Below are 19053 nucleotides of genomic sequence, written 5' to 3'. Positions count from 1 at the left end.
CATGCCTTTCGGCCTAGGCTGAAAGGACCATGAGCGATCACGAGCCCCTGACCTCGCTTGACAAGCCTACGCCTGGCGACGACCATGCGAATATCCCCACGCGCGTAACCAGGCTAGAGGTAATGATGGACGGCGTAACGCTGCAGCTGGACAAGCTCGATGCGAAAGTTGATCGATTGGATCATAAGGTTGACGTAGGGCTCGAAAAGCTCAATGAAAAAATTGATGCGGGCCTCGACAAGCTCAATGACAAAATTGATGCTGGTCTCGAAAGGCTCAATGTCAAGATTGATGCCGGACTCGAAAAGCTCAATGACAAAATTGATGCCGGACTCGAAAAGCTCAATGACAAGATTGATGCCGGGCTCGAAAGGCTTAATGACAAGATTGACGCCGACCGAGAAGCGACTTTCAAGCAATTCGAAGCACTAAATGCCCGTTTCGATCGTTTCTACAATTTGCTATTCATTTTCCTGACGGCGATCATTGGCGGCCTGCTTGGCATTCTTGCCAAAGTACTCGGCGTTTTCTAGATGGCGGGGTGCCAGACGTCGCCCTGGCGGCGGAAGGTGTCGGTTTCTGCGAGGGTAAAGCCGGTGCCTTCGAACCAGCTGTAGCGCTCGACCTGGATTTCGTCGTGCTGAACGCGCAGGACGTTGAAGGAATTGGTTTCGCCGCGGCTACGGGTGGAGGTGGCGGTGCCGGCCTGGACGACCAGCGCGGCGTAGCCGTCGATCTCGTAGCGCTCGGCGGTGCTGTGCGTATGGCTGGTGTGCAGGTGCCCGGCCAGCAGCAAATCCACTCCGCATCGGGCAAACACTTCCATCGCCATCGGCGCCCGGTCAACCAGGTCATCGTCATCCAGATGCTGCGGCAGGTCGAATGGATGGTGGGTGACCACCACGCGCGTCAAGCTTTGCGGCACGGTGGCGAAGCGGTGCTGCAGGTAATCGACCTGGCGGCGGTTGACGCGGCCATCCTTGAACGTCAGCGAGCGCGCCGTATTCAGGCCGATCACCGCAATTTCATCGTCCACAAACTCCGGCGCCAGGTCGCGCGTGATGTAGCGGCGGTACTTGACCAGCGGCTGGAAGAATCGGGCAGCGACGTTATACAGTGGGATGTCGTGATTGCCCGGCACCACGATCTGCGGCTTGGGCAAGGTATCCAGGTAATGCCGCGCCTGGCGGAATTGCGCGCTGCGGGCACGCTGGGTCAGGTCGCCCGACACGACAACCACGTGAGGACGCAGGAAATCGCCGATCAATTCACGCAAGGGCGCCAGCAGCGTATTGTCCACGCGGCCAAAATGCAGGTCGGAGATATGAACTATGGTTCGCATCAATCCTCCTTCCGGCGCGGCACAATAACGGGCAAGGCCGCGGGCCGGATACGATAACGCAAAGGAGGCGCCATCACAGTCACCTCCCCATCGGTCGCGACGCGCAAGCGGTGATGGCGGGTTTCAATCACCATTTCGCCGGCCTGGAATATATGAAACTCGCGCGACTGCCGCAGCCGGCCGAACAAGGCGCGCAAGGCCAACTTCAGCAGGCCGAAACGTGTCGGCCGCTGCGCCACATATACGCTCAGCATTCCGCCATCGATACGGGCCCGCTCGCCGATATTAAAGCCCTGCATCTGGTACTCATTATTGCCGATGAAGACGAAAGGGGTGCGCCGCGCATGGCCTTCATCCCCCATCGTCAACCGCAGGCTAAGGAAGGGAAAGCGCCGCAGCGCAGCCAGGGACGCCCAGCCGAAAGCCGTCCACTTGCCACGGCCGAGGCGTCGCTGCTGACGCTGCCGGTCACGCACCACGTCCGGGTAAAGGCCGAGGCTGGAATTGTTCAGGAAAATGCGGCCATTGACCTCGCCTACGTCGATGCGCTCCACCTGCCCTGTTGCCAGCGTGGCGATCGCGGCGTCGAGGTGCGGCGGAAGGCGCAAGTCGCGCGCGAAATGATTCAGGGTTCCCATTGGCAGCACACCGAAGACGGCGCCGCTGTCCAGCACCACCGAGGCGACGGCATTCACCGTGCCGTCACCGCCCCCCGCCACAACGACCGAGGCGCCGGCAGCCAGCGCGGCGCGCGCCGCCTCCATCATATGGTTGGCATCGACCGCCAGCGTGATATCGGGGGCGAGTCCATGTGCGGCAAAACGGCTGGCCAGCGATGCGCGCCAGTCCTGGTTATAGCCAGGCCCCGCGCCAGCGTTGACGATCACAGCCATGCGGCTCACCGCAACTCCCGGTGCCGGTGCCGGCGCAGGCTGGACACCCCCGTCACGCATATGGCAAGCCAGCCCAGCCCTTCCGCCACGGCCGCCAGCACGTCGGTCAGGAAATGCACGCCTAAATAGATGCGGCTGAACGCCACCAGCGCCACCATCAGCACTGCGCCAACAATGACAGCCGCCCGCTGCACTACGCTGCGGGCGAGCGGCCACAGGTAGCAGGCCAGCACGCCGTAGAACACCGTCGCGGCCAAAGTGTGGCCGCTCGGGAAGCTATAAGTTGGCAGGGTCAGTAGCGGCGCGTCGAAGCTGGGACGCACGCGCTGGTAGCTGTCCTTGAGCAGCACGTTCAGCAGCATGCCCGGCGGTACAGCGAGCAGCAGGGTCAACATCCAGTATTTTGCCTGCCGCCGCCACAGGTGCCAGGCGAACAGCAGCGTCAGGAAAGCAATCCCAGCCAGGCTATGCAGATGGGTAATGACCAGCAGCAGCACTGTCAAAGGCTCGGTAGCGTGGGCGTGCAGCCATTGCGCCACCTGGATATCCAGTGCGGCCAGGCGGGCGCCAGGGCCCAGGGCGGCGCTGGCAATAGCCTCGAAGGCGGCGGCGGCCAGGATCAGCAGGACCAGCCCGGCCACCAGGTGCAAAGGAAGTCGGATCGTATCTCTCATACAACGATTGATAAAAAAACCTGATTTTTCATCCAGTACTGTTGATTCATACAGTATTTGTGTTATTCTGATGACTCGTTAATCACATCACAGCACAAGGAATTCGTCATGACCACTATGCACAGCACCTTCGGCTCCCGCTTTGGCCTGGAATATGCCCCTATGTCCTTCCTGGTTCGCTTCGGCAAACGTGAAGTGCTGGTGTGCCGCGACTTCCGCAAGCGCTTCTACGCTGTGAACCCAATCATTGAGTGCGATACCGGCGTGCAGCCTGGCCACCTGGAAGTACTGCTCTTCAGCCGCTGGCTGCTGATTTTCTCCAAGGCTCACTAAGCTTTAGCTGAAGTCTCGCACAGCTGTTCATATCGAGCGCGCAAATAGTCGCGCAACCGAATCACGACGGGCGTGACCTGCGAGCGATGCATGCAAACCAGTTGTAATGGCACCTCTTCACCCATTACATCTGGTAGCAGCAAACGCAAGCGGCCGGCATGAATGTCGGCGGTCACGTCCAACCGTGATTTGTAGGCAATACCCAATCCCGCTACCGCCCAGCGGCGCACAAGGTCGGCGTCATCGCTGCTGCGATTGCCCCTGACCTGCACTACTTTGCCCTGGGCGGGGAAGGCCCAACGGTCGTACAGCACATCATCCAGCGCAAAGCGCAGGCAGTTGTGGTGCACCAATTCATCCAGGTTGGCCGGAGCCCCATGCTGACGCAGGTATTCCGGCGAAGCGACCAATACACGCCTGTTATCCGGTGCGATCGGCATCGACACCAGGCTGGAGTCGTCCAATTTTCCATAGCGCAGGGCCAGGTCGACTGGCTGGCGGTACATATCCGCGACCCGGTCGCTGACAAATAATTGCAGGCTGATGGCCGGGTATTCCGCCTGGAATCCATCCAACCAGGGCAGCAGCACATTGCGTCCCACATCGGACGGCATTGATATTTTCAACAGGCCTCCCAGTTCCTGCTGGCCCTGGCGTATCGCCTCATGGCCTTCTTTCAGCTGGCGCAGCGCTTCGCGTGCGTGGCGCAGATAGTGCTCGCCTTCCGCCGTCAAACGCAGGGAACGCGTGGTACGGGCGAACAGGCGCAGCTTCAATTCCACTTCCAGCCGCTTAAGTGCGGCGCTCGCCAGGGCTGGCGAGATATCGAGCGCGCGCGCCGCGGACGACAGGCTGCCCCGGTCAGCAGTGTTGACGAAGACTTCGATATCGTCCAGGCGCAGCATTATCTTCATTTCCATGAAAGAGTTTCTGTGATTTTAGTCTTTTTCTTGAAGCCGCGATGGCCGAAGATGCATCCATCGCAAACACTTACGAAAGATTAAAGCCATGAAAGCTGTCGCCTACCGCGCTTCCCTGCCTATTGAACACGCCGACGCCCTGATTGACGTCGAACTGCCGGCGCCAGTCGCCACCGGCCGCGACCTGCTAGTCGAAATCAAGGCCATTTCCGTCAACCCGGTCGACACCAAGATCCGCCGCAACGTCGCCCCGGCAGAAGGCGAAAGTAAAGTATTGGGCTGGGACGCCACCGGCATCGTGCGCGCTGTCGGCCCCAACGCGAGCCTGTTCAAGCCAGGCGATGAAGTCTGGTACGCCGGCGCACTGGGCCGCTCGGGCACCAATGCCGAGCTGCACCTGGTGGACGAACGCATTGTCGGACACAAGCCAAGCAAGCTTGGCTTCGTAGAAGCCGCCGCCCTGCCCCTGACCGCGATCACCGCCTGGGAATTGCTGTTCGACCGTCTCAGCGTGAGCCGCGACACGGCACGTGAAGCTGGCAAATCGCTGCTCGTGACGGGCGCCGCCGGCGGTGTCGGTTCCATCCTGGTACAGCTGGCGCGCCAATTGACGGGGCTGACTGTGATCGCCACCGCTTCCCGTCCTGAAACGGCGGAATGGGTGAAGTCGCTGGGCGCACACCATGTGATCGACCACAGCAAGCCGCTGGACCAGGAAATCAAACGCCTCGGCCTGCCGCCGGTGAATTACATCGCCAGCCTGAACGAGAGCGAGCAACACTTCGCCTCGCTGGCCGAACTGGTGGCGCCGCAGGGCAAGCTGGCCCTGATCGACGACCCGGCCCACATCGACGTGCGCCTGCTGAAGCGCAAGAGCGTGTCCCTGCATTGGGAATTCATGTTCACCCGTTCCATGTTTGAAACGGAAGACATGGCGCAACAGCATGCCCTGCTGAATGATGTATCGCGCCTGGTGGATAGCGGCGTGCTGAAAACAACGGTCGGCGAACGCTTCGGCGTCATCAACGCCGCCAACCTGAAGCGCGCGCACGCCCTGCTGGAGAGCAACCGCGCACGCGGCAAGATTGTGCTGGAGGGTTTCTAAGCTTCAGCGGCAGCGCGGGCAGCGTGTGCTGCCGCGCTCGCTTCACCAGCTTGCATGATTGCCTGCTCTTGCTGGCGGATCGCCAATGCACGGCGGTCGTGCGCGTCAACCGTGTCGATCAGCGATTGCGACAGGCGGCAAGCCTCGGTCACAGTGGCGTCGAAGCGGTCGCGGCCGCGCTGCAACATCGCCGAGTGATAGCCGATTTCAGTGAACATCGCGCAAATTTCCACGCACAGCTCGCGCAGGGTGCACATTGAATCGCAGGCGCCTTCGATGTCGCCGCGCATCTGGCGGTCAAGGTCGATGAATTCGGCGCGGGTCTTTTCATGGACCGACAGTTCCAGAACAGTCGATTGCCAGCGTCCAATGCGCTTGGTGATGCGGCTGATATTGGCGTTCTTCTGGCGCAGTATCAGTGCGTATTCCAGCGCCAGCAGCGAAATCGGCAGGCACGCAAGGAAGGCAGGAAAGCCGGCGCGCCGCATTGAAGTCTCCAGCTTTTTGCATCGATGCAGCAAAGACCCGATATTGCCGCCCAGGGAATGTTTGCGCATGGCCCGTCCTCCCGACAATCCGCCATGCGGAAGCATTGGCGCGATGTGGCAAGTATAGGCAGGCGCTTGCCCAAGTGAGCGCGCGCAGGCTTGATGCAGATTAAAGTTGGAGCGATTAGGCGCCGTTGAGCCAGGCTTGTTCGTGATCGCGTTCGCGGCGGCGGCGTTCTGCCGGGGAGTCGAAGTCGCGCAGGAACTGGATGTGCTTGCGCTCCAGCGCCAGCATGTCGCGCTCGATGGCGTCGACTTCTGCACGGTCCGGCGAATGGTTCATGTAATTTGCACGTTCGCGGCTGATCCTGTCCTGCTCGTCCTGGATGGCTTGCAGGCGCGCTTCGCAACGCTGCACAGTGCGGCGCATTTTTTCCGGAGTCAGACCCTGCTCGCGCAAGTCGCTCTGCACGGCCAGGTCACCGCGCACGGCGTTGGTGCGCTTCTGGAGTTCCGCGATGTCGGCGTTGACTTCTTCGATGGCGGAGGTGTCTTTTGCGGCATAGGCATTGCGGCGGCGCTCACCCAGCAAGGCCATTTCCGCTTCCAGCTCTTGGTATTCGTCGCGGAAAGGACGCTCAAAATTACCCAGCTGCGCGGTGCAGGAGTCGATCTGCTTTTGCAGGGACACTACTTCCAGCTGCAATTTGGCAGCCGGCATGTCGAAGCGGCGCTGGGCGCGCTCCTCCAACGCCTTGTTCGCGGCCAGCAGGCGCGCTTCATAGCGTACGGTCGAAAACTTCTTGCGCGCCACTTCTTCATGGGCGGCACGCAGCCTGCGCTCATAAGCGCGGTAGGCTGCCGGCATGCGCAGCTTGCGATACCAATCACGAATCCATTTCCACATAGGCAGAAATATAACTTAGCAAGCGTCTCGTGTCATGTCTACCATGGCCGGGGCGAGCAAGGAGGCGACAGAAATGGCGTTGCTGCTGTGCGGGACGGTGTCGCAGCTGGCAATGCGGGCCACGCCGGAGGCTTGCAGGTCATCGAAGGCACTGCCCGCAAACAGGGGGTGGACGGCGACGCATACGGGCGGCGGAAGGCCAGCCTTGCGCACATGGCCAACGGCGGCAATCATGGTGCGGGCGGTCGATGCGATATCGTCGACGATGACGGGGGTATGGTGCAGCCAGCGCTCGGTGTCCGGCACCGAGACTTCCACGTCATGGTCGCCGCGGCGTATTTTCTCCAGCACGATGCAGGGGCAGCCGGCGCCGCGCGCCACTTCAGCTGCCCATTGTTCGCTCTCGGCATCCGGACCGATCACCAGCGGCTGCGGTACGTTGGCCGCGATCCATTGCGACATGGCCGGGGCGGCGCGGACTACGCGGGTGGGGATGGTGTAGATCTCGGCCAGGTCGTGGTGGCGGTGCAGGTGGGGATCGATGGTCACCATCCAGTGGAAGACGCCGGAGACCAGCCGCGCAAAGTGGGCGGAGGTGATGCCTTCGCCCGGATTGAAGATTGCGTCGTGGCGCATATACGCCAGGTAAGGGGTCACCAGGCCCACACTGGCCGCGCCAAGGTCGCGCGCAATACTGGCGGCGAAATACATGGGCATGAAGCGGTCATCCGGGCGATCCAGGGTGCAGACCAGCACCACTTTGCGCCCCTTTACCTCTGAGTGATAGCGCACGTACGACTCGCCATCCGGGAAACGCCTCACCTGCAAGGTGCCCTGCTCCCACCCTGACAATGCCGACAGCTGGGCTGTCATTGCTTCATTGCCGGGCAGCGCGAACAGGATTGGCGTCATTTTCGTTCTCTCCAGATGGGTGACTTTTTATTCTAACCCCATGTTGCTTCCCGGAGGCGATTATTGCATTTCTGGCAGCACTCGCTCTGGCGTATCGACGGTACGCTCCTCTTCGTGGTGGAACGGCGCGTACCAGGTCACGATGAAGGATGGCACCGTGGCTGCCATCACCAGCCAGAAGTAGCTGACATAGCCCATGGCTTGCTGCAGGTGGCCGCTGACCATGCCCGTCAACATGCCGCACAATCCCATGAGGCCCGTACCAAAGGCGTAATGGGTGGTGGTGTATTTGCCGGGCGCCAGCTGCTGCATCAGGTAGATCATGAAGCCCACCGCGCCAAAGCCGAAGGAAAACTTCTCGACCACCACGCCGGCGCCGATCACCCACAAGCTGGACGGCTGGTAGATCGCCATCAGCAGGAAGGTGGCGATCGGGATGTTCAGCACGCAGCACAGCGTGAACAGCACCGGTTTCAGGCCGTGCTTCGCCACATACCACCCGCCGATCAGGGAACCCGCCAGCACCGCCAACAAACCATAAGTGCCATACACAATGCCCAGCAGCTCGTTGGACATGCCAAGCCCGCCCTTTTCAATCGGATCGACCATGAAAAAGGGACCGATCTTTTCTAGCAGGCCGATCGACACGCGGTACAGCAACGCAAAAGCCACCATCATCCACACACCGCGCTTTTCGAAGAAGGTCTTGAATGCGTCGCGCAGGATGAAGGCCGCCTGGCCCAGGCTTTCCGGCGTATCGGCGGCACGGGAGCCTTCCGGCATGACGCGCCAGTGCCAGGCCGCAATCACCAGCAGCAGCACTGTCACGATGGCGAAGACAATGCGCCAGGCGCCCAGCCAGTCCATGCCGTAGTGGGAATGCAGGTGTCCACTCAGGGATACCAGCACGCCGAAGGCGAACACCGGGCCAATATTCCAGCTCAGGCTTTGCACCCCGCAGTAAAGCGACTGACTGCGTGAGCTAAGGGAAGTGACGTACACGCCATCGCTGGCAATATCCATGGTCGCGCCGATGAAGGACATGATCCAGAACAGCACCATCATCAAGGCCATCGAGCCGGGCATGCCCATCACCAGGGCCACAGCGCCGAAGCCAAGGCCCAGCAGCAGCTGGGCGACCAGCACGAAGAACTTCTTGGTGCGGTACATTTCCACCACCGGCGCAAACAGAGGCTTGATGGTGTAGGCCAGGATCAGCATGCTCGAATACTGGGCGGCGCGGCCATTGTCCATGCCCAGGTTCTTGAACATGATGGAGGTGACGCTGGTCAGCATCATATAGCCCATCGCCATGGCGAAATAGCCGGATGGCACCCACTGCAGCGGCGAACGGTTCATGAACGCTGCACCTTGATAAAGTCGCGATACCAGTGCGCGCTGTCTTTCAGCGTGCGCTCTTGCGTGTCGTAGTCGACGTGCACGATGCCGAAACGTTTGGCATAGCCGGAATCCCACTCGAAATTATCCAGCAGGCTCCACATGAAATAGCCTTGCACGTCCACACCCTGCTCCATCGCACTTGCCATGGCGTCGAAGTGGCGCGAAATGAAGGAAATTCGCTCTTCATCGTGCTGCGGCGTGCTGCTGGCCATGCCGTTTTCGGTGATGTAAATCGGTGGCAGCTCGTACTCGCCTTTCAGTTTAAGCAGCAGTTCGGTCAAGCCTTGAGGGTAGATTTCCCAGCCCATGTCGGTGCGCCCGTTTTCCAGCGGCGGCGTGCGTGGCGGGGTCTCTGCGCTGCAATAGGCACGGAAGTAATAGTTCACGCCGAGGAAGTCGATAGGCTGGTGGATGGTGGCCATGTCGCCAGCTTCCACATGCGGCGCGTTGCCGCCATGGTGGCGCAGCGCCAGCTCCGGATAGCGTCCTTTGAAAATTGGGTCCATGAACCATTGTACCGAACGTGCGTACTCCAGTTCCGCCAGGGAGCGGTCGGCCGGGCTGTCGGTGGCCGGGTCGGCGGTCCATTGGTTCAAAACGATGCCCAGCTTGGCATTGGAGCCGACGGCGCGCATGGCGTTCATGGCCAGGCCGTGGGACAGCAGCAGGTGGTGCGAAACCTGGACTGCGGCGGCAGCATCACGCACGCCAGGTGCGAACTGGCCGTTGCCGTAGCCAAGGTTGGCGGTGCACCACGGTTCATTGTGGGTGGCGATGCTGGCGACGCGGTTGCCGAAGCGGCGCGCTACTTCGGCGGCGTATTCGGCGAAGTAGCGGCAGGTGGCGCGATTGAGCCAGCCGCCCTCTTCCTGCAAGGCTTGCGGCAAGTCCCAGTGGTAGAGCGTGACGTAGGCCTGCTTGCCTTTGGCTTCCAGCGCGTCGAGCAGGCGCTCGTAGAAGGCGAAGCCGGCTTCATTCCAGGCGCCCTTGCCGTCCGGCTGGACGCGCGACCAGGCGATGGAGAAGCGGTAAGCATCCACGCCAAGCGAATCGATGATATCGACATCTTCGCGATAGCGGTGATAGTGATCGCAGGCGACGCTGCCGTCGCTGCCATCCTTGATCTTGCCAGGAGTGTCGCAGAACACGTCCCAGATCGAGAGGCCTTTGCCGTCCTCCTGGTTGGCGCCTTCGATCTGGAAGGCACTGGTGGCTACGCCCCAGAGAAATTCGGGCGGCAGGCGTTTGTCTTTCATACTTGGATTCTTTGCTAAATGCGGGAGAGATGGCCTGCCCCGGGGGACGAGGCAGGCCGCGTTGCGACGGGCGTCGTCAGAAGTCGATACCCGCGTTAACACCGATGGTGCGTGGAGGCAGGTACTGCGCCACCCACACATTGGCGCCGTTCATGGCGCTGGTCTTGATGCGCTTGTCGCCGACGTTACGCACAAAGGCGTCCACCCAGAACTGCTTCGGCCCCTGGTAACGCAAGCCGATGTCGAACTTGGTATAAGAAGGCTGCTGGTCTTCCGGGCCCAGGTTGAAGACCGACAGTTCCGACTTGGTTTCGTAATGTGCCGAAAGGCGCGGGATCAGGGTGTCGCCATTCGCCATGCGGAAGGTGTGCTGGTAGTTCAGGTGGGCCGAGAACTTTGGAGCGTGCGGCATGATGTTGCCGGTGACTTCCAGGCAGCTCGAATTCAGGTCCGGGCAGAACGGCAGCGCGTAGTCGTTGGAACCGGCGACCAGGTAGCCCAGCTTGGTGTGGGTGTATGACAAGGCCAGCGCCAGCTTGTCATCCGGCGACAGCTTGGCCTGGATTTCCGATTCAAAGCCATACACCTTGGCGCCGTCCACATTGCTTGTGACGAAGCTGTGCGAACCATCCGGGTTGGTGACCGGAGAGCTGAACTGAAAGTCCTTGAAGTCCTCGTAGTACAGCGCATTATTGATGCGCAGTGCGCCGCCCAGGAAGGAGCTCTTGCTGCCAATTTCGAAATTGGTCAGGGTCTCCGGGTCGTAAGTACGGCCGCCATCCTGCAGGCCGCCGGCCTTGTAGCCGGTTGCGACGCTGGCATACAGCATATGGTTCTTGTCGACGTCGTAGCTCAAACGCGCCAGGCCGGTCGTCTTGCTGCCTTTGTAGCGGCCTTCATTGGACGGCACGCTCGGGTTGTAGCCCTGGCCAGGCTTGGTCGGGTCGATGTTCGGGGTCAGCGGAACTTGCGGTACGGTCGCATCATAGTTCCAGGTATAGCCATTGCCGCCCTGGTTGGTGCGCTTGTCCGAGGTATAGCGCAGGCCGCCGGTCAGGTGCAGGCTGCCGGTATTCCAGGTCGCCTGCCCGAACACTGCGCGCGAATCCACTGTTTCTTTCGGCTGGATGAAGGAGCCCTGCCATGCCACGCTGCCCTGCTGGGTGCCGTGCATGATCGGGATGTCGAAGCGAATGCCGTTATCTTCCGCCGCGTAGTAGGCGCCCAGCTGCCAGTCCACTTCACGCTGGCCGACCGACTGCAATTGCAATTCGTGGCTGTTGCTGCTGTATTTGGACCAGACAGTGTTATTGGCCTGGAAGTCGCCGCCGGTGGTGAAGCTGGTTGGCAGCACGCGGCCGCCGTCCTGGTCGAACGTGGACGAACCGGAGAACTTGGAGTAGCCAGCGATATAGGCCAGCGAAATGTCCGGAGTCACTGCGTAATCGACGCGGCTGCGGAAGGAGTTCACGTCACGATGCAGGAATGGCGCGGTGTCGATCAGGGCCGACCACTCGTCCTGGCCGGCGCGCGGCGTCTGCATCAGGTTCATGTTCGGCGTACCGCGGTCCTGGAAGCGCTCGTACGAAATATTCCACTTCAGGCGATCGGACGGCTGGTACAGCCAGCTGACACGCACGCCGCTCTGGTTCTGCGCGTTGTAGCGAGGACCGTTGGTGACATAGTTGTTCGGGTTGATCGGCTGGAACTTGCTTGGGTCTCCGCCGCCGGCCAGGTAAGCCGCCTGCTGGGAGGCCAGGGAGATATTCGGCAAGGTCTGGTATTTCACATAGCCGTCGTGCTGTTCATGGATCACGGCGATGCGCAGCGCTGAGTTGTCGCCGGTCGGCACGTTCAAGGCTGCACGGGCGCCAAGGCGGGCGAAATCGCCAATGCCAGCGGATACGCTGCCCGAAAACTCCTTCAGCTTAGGCTTGGTGGTCTGCATATTGACTGCGCCGACGGTGGAGTTGCGACCCCACAGCGTGCCTTGCGGGCCGCGCAGGACTTCAATCGCTTCCACATCGAACAGCAGCGCGGTGGCGCCTTCAGGACGTGGGGAGTAGACGCCGTCCACGAAGAAGGCCACTTCCGGATCGGCGTATTCGGTCTTGGCGGAGTCGTTACCGATACCGCGCATGGTCATGGTGATGACGCCGTGGTCGCCCTGGCCGGTTGCCTGGAAGCTCGGCACGAGGTTGGTCACGTCCTGGATGGTTTGTACGTGTGCGTCTTCGAGTGCCGCTGCATCCAGGGCGGTAACAGCCACCGGGGTCTTTTGCAGGGAGGTGGTGCGCTTGGTCGCCGTGATCAGCACTTCTGGCACGACGGTGGATTCGTTATTCGCGACTGGCGCTACAGGGGCTTGCTGCGCGGTGGCGCTATTCGCGGACGCGACCAGGGCCAGCACCCCGATCTGGATTGCAGAAAACTTCATGTTGTCTCCGGTTGTTGTTTGAAAACGATTTCTTATTTCTTGAAAACGTTTTCATGGTACATTTTCGAAAAATAAAAAGTCAACAAAATTTTTAAGGAGACGACAAAAATGATGCAAAAAATCTTGATCGTGGGCGGCGGCAGCGCCGGCTGGCTGTGCGCCGCTTACCTGGCCAAAATGTTCGGCGCCACCAAGGAAATCACGCTAGTGGAAGCATCGGAAATCGGCGCCATCGGCGTAGGCGAAGGCAGCTTCCCTTCCCTGCGCGCGACACTCGCGGCAATCGGCATTCCGGAAGCGGAATTCATTCGCGAATCCAGCGCCACCTTCAAGCAAGGCATCACCTTTCACAACTGGGTGCATGGCGACGACCACTACTTCCATCCCTTCTCCTTGCCGAGCCAGCGCCCGGGCGCGCCGGAATTACTACCCTACTGGCTGCAAGGCCTGGCCGGCGACACGCCGTTTGCAGAAGCAGTCACCATGCAAAAACGTGTGGTCGATGCGCAACGCGCTCCAAAACGCGCAGGCGACAGCGATTACAACGGGCCGATGAATTACGCCTACCATTTCGACGCCGCCCGCTTTGCCGGGCTGTTGGCCAAGCACGCACGCAAGCTGGGCGTACGCCATGTACAGGATCACGTCGACGGCGTGCAGCTCGGCCTCGATGGCGCCATTGCCAGCGTCGAAACGCGCGAGCATGGCGCGCTGACCGCCGACCTGTATATCGACTGTTCCGGCTTCCGCGCCCTGCTGATAGGCGGCGCGCTTGGTTCGCCGTTCCACAGCGTGAGCGACATCCTGTTCTGCGACACTGCGCTGGCGGTGCAAGTGCCGCATCCCGCGCCGGACACGCCGATCGCATCGGCCACCATCTCCACCGCACACGAAGCCGGATGGACCTGGGACATCGGCCTGCAGGAGCGGCGCGGTATCGGCTATGTTTATTCGAGCCGCCACACCAGCGACGAACGCGCCGAGCAAGTATTGCGCGCCTACGCCGGCCCCGCCGCCGATGGCCTGAACGTACGCAAAATCCCCATGCGAGTAGGCTACCGCGAACAGCACTGGATAAAAAACTGCGTGGCAATCGGCCTGGCCGGCGGCTTCCTCGAACCCTTGGAAGCATCCGGAATCGGCCTGGTCGAAACGGCAGTCCACATGCTGGGCGCCCTATTCCCGCATAACGGCGAGATGGAGCCGCTCGCGCGCCACTTCAACCAATTCATGGGCGAACGCTATGCCCGCATCGTCGACTTCATCAAACTGCACTACTGCCTTAGCCAGCGCCGCGAGCAATTCTGGACCGACAATTGCGACCCCGCCAGCTGGACCGACAGCCTGCGCGACAAACTCGCCATGTGGCGCTGCCGCCCGCCACAGCGCATGGATTTCCTGACCGACCTGGAAATGTACCCGCCGACCAGCTGGCAATACGTCCTGTATGGCATGGGCTTCCAGAAGACGATGCCGCCCCTGCCCGGTCTGGAACTGTTGGCCGATGCTGCCCGCCAGGAGTTCGCAAATATCGCAGCCGTTTCCAAACATGCGGTAACGGATTTGCCCGACCACCGCGCCTTTGTAGCCCAGTTATGCCAGCATGAAAACGCTTTCAGAAAAGATTTTCATGCAATTCGCGCAACGATTGATCGCTGAGCAATTCTTGCTGCCGAGTTCTATGGTAATCTCCGCATGAAAAGCATTTCAGAATGAGAATCCCTTGAACGATCACGCCACTACTCCCGCCACGCTGACTGACGTCGCCCGCCGCGCCGGCGTCTCTCCCGCCACCGTTTCGCGCATCCTGAACGGCACCGCCAAGGTGGCGGACGACAAGCGGCAAGCCGTCATGGCCGCCATCAGCGAATTGAATTTCGCCCCTAACCAGATGGCGCAAAGCCTGAAGCATGGGCGAACGATGACGATCGGGATAGTGGTTCAGGACATCGCCTCCCCCTTCTTCGACGAGATCCTGCATGGGGTGGACGATGGCTTGAAGGGAACCGGCTATGCGTCTGTGATCGTCAGCGGCCATTGGAATGCCGATGAAGAAGCGGAGCGCATCCGCCTGCTGCTGGCGCGCAAAGTGGACGGCATCATCCTGCTGACCGGCCGCATGACCGATGCCACTGTGCTTGGCTTCGCAGCGCAGCGCCCCGTGGTCTGGCTAGGCCGCGTGCTGCGCACCAACCGCGCCATTGGCTTCGCACTGGATAATGAGCACGGCGCCTGGCTGGCCGTGCGCCACCTGATCGAAATGGGCCATCGCCGCATCGCCCACCTGGCAGGTCCGGTCGATAACCGCGACTCTGTGGAACGTCTCGCCGGCTACAAGCGCGCATTGAAAGAGGCCGACATCCCCTTCGATCCCGCCCTGGTGGTCGAGGGCAACCTGCAGGAGGCCGGCGGTCTGATGGCTATGAACCGCCTGTACGACAGCCAGCATCCCTTCACCGCCGTCTTCGCAGTCAACGACCAGACGGCTTACGGCGCGCGGCTTTTCCTGTACCGCAAAGGCATCCGCGTGCCGGACGACGTCTCGCTGGTCGGCTTCGACGACCTGCCCGGCTCCTCTTACACCACGCCGCCGCTGACCACCGTGCGCCAACCGCTGTACGTGATCGGCCAGACGGCCGTGCAATCGATGCTCGGCCTGATCAACGGCGAGGAGGTGGAAGGCACCATCCCGCCGGTGGAGCTGGTGCTGCGCGAAACGACGCGGCGTATCCGCTAAGGCTTACGGCAGTCGGCGCACGACGTCGCCGCTGTCGACCTGCCCTTGCTTGACCTTGAGCCAGCGCTTGCCCGTCAGGCGCTCGAAATTATTGAACGGCGAAGGCAGCGCATCGGCGTCAAAGCCAGGGGCATCCTTCAGGTCATAATGCAGGTGCACCAGGAAGGCATCGCCTGAAAAGCCCATCTCGCCGACTTTCTGGCCAGTCTTAACGGTATCGCCGACCTTGACCATCACGCTGCCCTGCTTCATATGGGCCAGCAGGCTGATTTCGCCGTTGCCATGCTCGATCTCAACGTGGTTGCCCCACATGATGCTCGGGTCGGCGATGAATTGATCCTTGCCGAACGATGGGCCCTTGCCCTTGGCGTTGTCCGAAATCGTGCTGACGGCGCGAATAACTTTGCCGCCAGCCGGCGCCAGGATCGGCTTGCCCCAGCCGTACCAGTCTTCATTGCGCAGGCCTTCGCCCTTGTACATCTTGCCCTGGTCATCGGTGACCACGAAGTCATAGCTGTAACGCATGAAGTTACGCTTCCACTTCAGCGCCTGCGCCATCGGGTCGAGCAACGGCAGGCGGCGATGGTGGCCGTAGAAATCGTGGCCGTCATGCACCAGCACCGGGCCGGCCACCGGCAGCTGCAACTGCGCTTTGGTCTTATAGGCGGTCGGAGCGACCGGCACTTCGATCGTGTATTTGGTGTCGTCGCCCACGTCGAACTTGAAGGTATAGCGCAGGCGGGACAGGTCCAGCCCCTGAGGGAAGGCGTACAGCGGGTTGAATACCAGCTCCGACTTACCCGGCTCGATAAAGCGGTTCGGCACCACGAATACGCTGCGTCCATTGGCGCCAACACGGTATTGAGCCACCAGCTTGTCCGCCTCGCCCAGCACGGACACTTCGACTTCGCTCAGTTCCACCTTGTCCTGGCTATCGTTCTTGATCAGGAAATCGATGTTCAGCAGTTGCTGGCCCTTGCCCTGCTCGATCAGCGGTTTCGCAGGCCCCACGCTAATGTCGATAGGACCTGCCACGGCAGCGCCCATCATCACAGTCATCGCGGCAAAGGCCAAGGTATGCAGTTTCATTGAGTATCTCCCCATGGTTTTAGTAGTGGGCGGAATATACCGGCGCAAGACGCACAAGCGCCGGTTTTTGCGACGAACTGCACGAAACGTGGCGTGATCCGCCCCGGGAATGTATAATTCCGCGCTCCGGAAGCGTGGCCGAGTGGTTGAAGGCAGCAGTCTTGAAAACTGCCGACGGTTAATCCCGTTCGTGAGTTCGAATCTCACCGCTTCCGCCAAATTCACATCCCCATGACCTCTACCCGCCGCTATAACAAGCGCCAGCTCAAGAAGAAGTATCTTGGTGAATTCCAGGAACTCTGCTTCCTTTTTGACGCAAAACTGAGCAATCTGCCTGGTTTCGACTGGGAAACATTTTTCGACCGATTCCTTGAGGAAGTCATTGAAGCCAATGGCCTGGAGTTTGGCGGCGGCGGTAATGGCAAAGAGTTCAGCGGTTTCGTCGGAGCGTACAAACGCTACGGAAAAGTCGATGACAGCCACCGCGCCCTGGTGCGGGAATGGCTTGAGAAACAAAGCCAGCTCTCCGACGTCAACGTCGGCGAGCTCCGAGACGCCTGGCATGGCTGGGACTAATTAAAAAGGACAAACCATGGCAGCATCCCGCCGCTACAACAAACGCCAACTCAAGAAAAAGCACCTCGGTGAATTCCAGGAACTGGGTTTCCTCATCGAAGCGCAGTGGGTCGGCACGCCAACCCTTGCTGAACACAATGCACTGGTTCACGAATTCATCGAAGCGATCGAAGCCAACGGACTCGCGTTCGGCGGCGGCTATAACGAGGATTTCGGCGGCATCGTCGTGTCGGGCAAAGCCTACGGCAAAGTCGAGGAAAGCCAACGCACCTTCGTGCAGGACTGGCTCAATAAACAAAGCAAGCTCAAGGACGTAAAAGTCGGCGAACTGCGCGACGCGTGGTACGGCTGGGGTTAAATCTCGCACCAATGATCGATTGATCTAAAAAGGGCTGCCAGCGTGCTGCCCTTTTTCATTATGTTAATCTTGCCATTCCAATAAACAGGAAAGGCAGCCGTGAAAACCTTGCTACTTGTCGCCTGTGGCGCTATGTCCTTGCCGGCGCAGGCTTCGCAGCAATTCGATGTACCGTCCGCGCCGGGCATTACTCTCGCTGTGACGGAAGTCGGCCAGCATCACGGCAAGCGCCCTCTCCTTCTGGTGCATGGTGCGCGTGTCAGCTCAAAGGCTTCTTTTGATTTGCCGATAAAAGGCGGTTCGCTTGCGGCAGACCTGGCGGCGCGTGGCTTCGATGTCTACACGCTAGACGTGCGCGGTTATGGCGCCTCGACGCGCCCCGCAGAAATGTCTCTCGCGCCGACCGCCGGTGCAGCCTTGGTACGCACCAGCACTGCCGTTGAAGACATTGATGCGGCGGTGGATTTTGTACGCCAGCGTAGCGGCGGCGCGAAAGTGGCGCTACTTGGCTGGGCCACCGGCGGCCAATGGGCGGGCCACTATGCGACCCTGCATTCGCCGAAACTGAGCGCGGTAGTGATGTTGAACAGCCTGTATCGCGGGGCATCGCCGCATCCCTTGATCGGACGAGGCACGGCAATGGAAGACAAGCAGCGCCCAGGCGCCTACAGCAGCGCGGCATGCGGCAATTACCGCCTGACCGACGCGGCATCGACACTAGGCCCGTGGGACCGCACGCTGGGCGAGGAAAAGGACAGTGCGCGAGATCCGGCAGTGGCGAAGGCTTACGTTGATGCGGCACTGGATAGCGACAGCACCAGCAGCCAGCGCGAGCCACGCAGCTTCCGCGCGCCTTGCGGAGCAATGGAAGACAGCTTCTACCTCGCCAGCGGCCGCCAGTTGTGGGACGCTTCGCTGATCACGGCGCCAGTGATGGCTATCGCCGGCGAAAAGGACTTCTGGTCGCGACCCGAAGACATGCAGAACCTGCAGGCGGACCTGGTGCACTCTCCGAAGGTGCGCATGGTGCGTATTCCGAACGCGACCCACTTCCTGCACCTGGAACGACCGGAACGCGGCCGCTCCCAGCTCATCGACGAAGTGGACAAGTTCATTCCCTGAGCGCACACTTGACCTGTTGGCGTGTTCCAGCACGGGAGGCTGCCATGGATGAGCAACGCAAAGTCAGCACCAATGATTACCCGGCGGGCCGCTTCAAGGCGCATGGCCAGACCAGCTACCGCTTCGAGGGCGAGATCCTGTATATCGAGACCAGTGGTCCGTACAATGCGGAGATCATGCAGGCAAGCCAGCTGGCCTTCGACGACTTGCTGGGAAATTCGCCCCACCCAGCCCGGCGCGCGGAAATTGCCATCGTCACCCATGACATCCAGATGACGCCCGAAGCGTTGCAGGCTTTTCGTGCATTGCTGGCGCGGATGGCGCGCGAGGGCAAGCTACCGGTCGCAACCGCCATGGTGGCCGGGCCCGAGGTGGAGGGCATTCGTTTCATGAGCAAGCTGCTTGCCGCAGCCTATGCCGAGGCAAGACTGCCGTTCCGCCATTTCGAACATATTGAGGGAGCACGCAGCTGGGTACGGGAACAGCTGGCGAAGCATTGATGG

At 60.8% G+C, this 19053-nt stretch carries 20 protein-coding genes and 1 tRNA gene; 10 read left to right on the top strand and 11 right to left on the bottom strand.

Annotation, left to right across the window (positions count from 1 at the left end; translation table 11 throughout):
• Window positions 1-29: 29 nt before the first annotated feature.
• On the top strand, window positions 30-533 hold the full coding sequence (locus tag AC1RTP_RS18705; RefSeq protein ID WP_498609365.1) for a hypothetical protein: 504 nt from the start codon (window positions 30-32) through the stop codon (window positions 531-533).
• Here the strand turns inward: AC1RTP_RS18705 and AC1RTP_RS18700 are convergent.
• Genes AC1RTP_RS18700 through AC1RTP_RS18690 form a run of 3 tightly spaced genes read right to left on the bottom strand, consistent with a single transcriptional unit; the run spans window position 530 to window position 2909 of the window.
• The gene (locus tag AC1RTP_RS18700; protein ID WP_498609363.1) at window positions 530-1342 is read right to left on the bottom strand and encodes a metallophosphoesterase family protein; all 813 of its coding nucleotides are present in this window, start codon (window positions 1340-1342) and stop codon (window positions 530-532) included. The genes AC1RTP_RS18705 and AC1RTP_RS18700 overlap by 4 nt on opposite strands.
• On the bottom strand, window positions 1342-2235 hold the full coding sequence (locus AC1RTP_RS18695; protein ID WP_498609547.1) for a diacylglycerol/lipid kinase family protein: 894 nt from the start codon (window positions 2233-2235) through the stop codon (window positions 1342-1344). Before AC1RTP_RS18695 ends, AC1RTP_RS18700 begins: the two co-directional genes overlap by 1 nt.
• A gap of 5 nt (window positions 2236-2240) precedes the next feature.
• Window positions 2241-2909 (bottom strand): phosphatase PAP2 family protein, encoded by a 669-nt coding sequence (locus tag AC1RTP_RS18690; protein ID WP_498609362.1) that lies wholly within the window; start codon window positions 2907-2909, stop codon window positions 2241-2243.
• Between the two features lie 108 nt (window positions 2910-3017).
• Between AC1RTP_RS18690 and AC1RTP_RS18685 the strand changes: the two genes are divergently transcribed.
• Window positions 3018-3242 (top strand): hypothetical protein, encoded by a 225-nt coding sequence (locus AC1RTP_RS18685; RefSeq protein WP_055934969.1) that lies wholly within the window; start codon window positions 3018-3020, stop codon window positions 3240-3242.
• On the opposite strand, the gene AC1RTP_RS18680 is transcribed toward AC1RTP_RS18685, so the two are convergent.
• On the bottom strand, window positions 3239-4147 hold the full coding sequence (locus AC1RTP_RS18680) for a LysR family transcriptional regulator (protein WP_498609545.1): 909 nt from the start codon (window positions 4145-4147) through the stop codon (window positions 3239-3241). The two genes, AC1RTP_RS18685 and AC1RTP_RS18680, sit on opposite strands and share 4 nt — an antisense overlap.
• A 103-nt stretch (window positions 4148-4250) precedes the next feature.
• Here AC1RTP_RS18680 and AC1RTP_RS18675 point away from each other — a divergent pair, with 103 nt between their 5' ends.
• Complete coding sequence (locus tag AC1RTP_RS18675) at window positions 4251-5267, top strand: zinc-binding alcohol dehydrogenase family protein (RefSeq protein WP_498609361.1); 1017 nt, start codon at window positions 4251-4253, stop codon at window positions 5265-5267.
• On the opposite strand, the gene AC1RTP_RS18670 is transcribed toward AC1RTP_RS18675, so the two are convergent.
• The 6 genes from AC1RTP_RS18670 to AC1RTP_RS18645 form a co-directional block, all read right to left on the bottom strand.
• A complete protein-coding gene (locus AC1RTP_RS18670; RefSeq protein WP_498609359.1) occupies window positions 5264-5824 on the bottom strand; it encodes a hypothetical protein in 561 nt (186 codons plus the stop codon). The two genes, AC1RTP_RS18675 and AC1RTP_RS18670, sit on opposite strands and share 4 nt — an antisense overlap.
• Window positions 5825-5939: 115 nt before the next feature.
• The gene (locus AC1RTP_RS18665; RefSeq protein WP_498609357.1) at window positions 5940-6662 is read right to left on the bottom strand and encodes a hypothetical protein; all 723 of its coding nucleotides are present in this window, start codon (window positions 6660-6662) and stop codon (window positions 5940-5942) included.
• 15 nt (window positions 6663-6677) lie between these two features.
• The gene (locus AC1RTP_RS18660; protein WP_498609356.1) at window positions 6678-7574 is read right to left on the bottom strand and encodes a ribose-phosphate pyrophosphokinase; all 897 of its coding nucleotides are present in this window, start codon (window positions 7572-7574) and stop codon (window positions 6678-6680) included.
• A gap of 60 nt (window positions 7575-7634) precedes the next feature.
• Window positions 7635-8933: an MFS transporter gene (locus tag AC1RTP_RS18655; RefSeq protein WP_498609354.1), complete on the bottom strand. Its 1299-nt coding sequence runs from the start codon at window positions 8931-8933 to the stop codon at window positions 7635-7637.
• A complete protein-coding gene (locus AC1RTP_RS18650) occupies window positions 8930-10231 on the bottom strand; it encodes a GH1 family beta-glucosidase (RefSeq protein WP_498609353.1) in 1302 nt (433 codons plus the stop codon). The genes AC1RTP_RS18655 and AC1RTP_RS18650 overlap by 4 nt, the downstream gene beginning before the upstream one ends.
• A gap of 76 nt (window positions 10232-10307) precedes the next feature.
• Window positions 10308-12668, bottom strand: a complete 2361-nt coding sequence (locus AC1RTP_RS18645) for a TonB-dependent receptor (protein ID WP_498609351.1) — start codon at window positions 12666-12668, stop codon at window positions 10308-10310.
• 108 nt (window positions 12669-12776) lie between these two features.
• Here AC1RTP_RS18645 and AC1RTP_RS18640 point away from each other — a divergent pair, with 108 nt between their 5' ends.
• On the top strand, window positions 12777-14327 hold the full coding sequence (locus AC1RTP_RS18640) for a tryptophan halogenase family protein (RefSeq protein ID WP_498609349.1): 1551 nt from the start codon (window positions 12777-12779) through the stop codon (window positions 14325-14327).
• A 64-nt stretch (window positions 14328-14391) separates the two neighbouring features.
• Window positions 14392-15405, top strand: a complete 1014-nt coding sequence (locus AC1RTP_RS18635; protein ID WP_498609347.1) for a LacI family DNA-binding transcriptional regulator — start codon at window positions 14392-14394, stop codon at window positions 15403-15405.
• Between the two features lie 3 nt (window positions 15406-15408).
• Here AC1RTP_RS18635 and AC1RTP_RS18630 read toward each other — a convergent pair whose 3' ends face one another.
• Complete coding sequence (locus AC1RTP_RS18630) at window positions 15409-16494, bottom strand: M23 family metallopeptidase (RefSeq protein ID WP_498609346.1); 1086 nt, start codon at window positions 16492-16494, stop codon at window positions 15409-15411.
• 128 nt (window positions 16495-16622) lie between these two features.
• Between AC1RTP_RS18630 and AC1RTP_RS18625 the strand changes: the two genes are divergently transcribed.
• The 5 genes from AC1RTP_RS18625 to AC1RTP_RS18605 all read left to right on the top strand — a co-directional run bounded on the left by AC1RTP_RS18625 (window position 16623) and on the right by AC1RTP_RS18605 (window position 19050).
• Window positions 16623-16712 (top strand) — tRNA-Ser (locus AC1RTP_RS18625).
• A 13-nt stretch (window positions 16713-16725) separates the two neighbouring features.
• Window positions 16726-17070 (top strand): YggL 50S ribosome-binding family protein, encoded by a 345-nt coding sequence (locus AC1RTP_RS18620; RefSeq protein WP_498609345.1) that lies wholly within the window; start codon window positions 16726-16728, stop codon window positions 17068-17070.
• Between the two features lie 16 nt (window positions 17071-17086).
• Window positions 17087-17428 carry a YggL 50S ribosome-binding family protein gene (locus AC1RTP_RS18615; RefSeq protein WP_498609343.1) on the top strand — a complete coding sequence of 114 codons (342 nt, stop codon included), beginning with the start codon at window positions 17087-17089 and terminating at the stop codon, window positions 17426-17428.
• A gap of 99 nt (window positions 17429-17527) precedes the next feature.
• A complete protein-coding gene (locus AC1RTP_RS18610; RefSeq protein ID WP_498609341.1) occupies window positions 17528-18550 on the top strand; it encodes an alpha/beta hydrolase in 1023 nt (340 codons plus the stop codon).
• A 44-nt stretch (window positions 18551-18594) separates the two neighbouring features.
• A complete protein-coding gene (locus AC1RTP_RS18605) occupies window positions 18595-19050 on the top strand; it encodes a hypothetical protein (RefSeq protein WP_498609339.1) in 456 nt (151 codons plus the stop codon).
• Window positions 19051-19053: the final 3 nt, after the last annotated feature.

The sequence above is a fragment of the Pseudoduganella sp. GW821-FHT11H04 genome (genome assembly GCF_058807935.1).
This window is presented reverse-complemented; position numbering and strand designations above follow the sequence as displayed.